General features: G+C 70.4%; 2 protein-coding genes. One reads left to right on the top strand and one right to left on the bottom strand.

Annotation, left to right across the window (positions count from 1 at the left end):
• Nucleotides 1–744: alanyl-tRNA editing protein (locus tag ACFQEU_RS15870; protein WP_379783739.1), on the bottom strand; the 744-nt coding region annotated here is incomplete at its 3' end.
• Nucleotides 745–1,064: 320 nt separating this feature from the next.
• Between ACFQEU_RS15870 and ACFQEU_RS15865 the strand changes: the two genes are divergently transcribed.
• Nucleotides 1,065–1,411 (top strand): amphi-Trp domain-containing protein (locus ACFQEU_RS15865; RefSeq protein WP_379783737.1); only part of this gene is annotated, 347 nt, incomplete at its 3' end.

Below are 1,411 nucleotides of genomic sequence, written 5' to 3'. Positions count from 1 at the left end.
GGTGTGAACGTCGGCGGTCCGGTCGATCGCGGTCGGGCCGACGGCGAACTCGACGCGAGTGACACCCTCTCCCGGGTTCGAGCGGTCCAGCGCCGCGATCGGCCCGATCTCGGCGGTGTTCGCGACGTGGGTGCCGCCACAGGCTGCCACGTCCCAGCCCTCGACGGTGACGACCCGCACGTCCTCGTGGCCGCTCATCGCGCCCTCCTCCGTCTTGTCGTTGAACGCGATACCGTCGAGCGCGCGGGCTTCCGCCTCGGGGAGCGTCTCCCACGACACCGGACGGGACTCCCACACCGCGCGGTTCGAGAGGCGTTCGAGCTCGACGAGGTCCGCGTCGTCGAGCGGCTCGGCTGTCGTGAGGTCGACGCGGACCTTCTCCGGCGAGACGTCGAACCCGGCGTAGCCGAGCTCGTCCGTGATCCGCCGTGCGGCGCCGTAGAGGACGTGTGACGCCGTGTGTGCGCGGGTGCAGTAGGTGCGGAACTCGTCGTCGACGACACCGCCGACCGCGTCGCCGACGGCGAACCCTGGCGGGTCCGCGAGGACGTGGACGACCTCCCCGTCGCGGTCGCGGACGTCCGCTAGCAGTACCCCGCCGAGCGTGCCCCGGTCGGCGGGCTGGCCGCCGGAGGCCGGGTAGAAGTACGTCTCGTCGAGGACGACCTCCCGGTCGTCGACGCGTTCGACGGTCGCCTCGAACTCGCGGACCGTCGGGTCCGCCGGCGCGCGTGACGCGGTCATGTACGACCCGTCACGGCGAGCCGGCTTATAAGGGTCGCTCGGGGTGGACGTGGCGGATCGGCTGATACGGGAGTTCGGGCCCGGCCGCGACGGATCAGTATATAAAGGCCGTTCGGGTCCGGCCGCGACGGATCGGTATATAAGGGCCGTTCGGGTCCGGCCGCGACGGATCAGTATATAAAGGCCGTTCGGGTCCGGCCGCGACGGATCAGTATATAAAGGCCGTTCGGCGGCAGTGATTGGCCCCTCATCGCGCCGCAGCCGCCCGCCACACCGGTTCGGGCATAGGGTTTTGTGTGCTCGCAGCGAGCTCCCGACGCATGCCCGAAGAGACGATCCACGAGTCCGAGGGGTCCCGAACCCGACAGGCGTTGGCCACGTACTTCCGCCGGCTCGCAAACGCGTTCGGTCGCGGCGAGCCCGCACCCGTCGACGACGCCGGCACGGTGACCGTCGACCCCGGCGACGAACCCGCGTTCGAGGTGGAGGTCGAACGCGAGGACGGCACGGTGAGCCTCGACCTGTCGATGGAGTTCGACGAGGCGGACGGCGAGGTCGACGCGGACGCCGCCGCGAGCAAGGCCGCCTTCGAGCTGTACGAGGACAGCGCCGAGCAGTGGCGGTGGCGGCTCGTCCACGACAACGGGAACATCATCGCCGACGGCGG

The sequence above is a fragment of the Halorubrum tibetense genome, from assembly GCF_042661865.1.
In the GTDB taxonomy this organism is placed as follows: Archaea; Halobacteriota; Halobacteria; order Halobacteriales; family Haloferacaceae; genus Halorubrum; species Halorubrum tibetense.
Note: the sequence above shows the minus strand (reverse complement) of the source record. Positions and strands in the feature narration are given on the sequence as shown.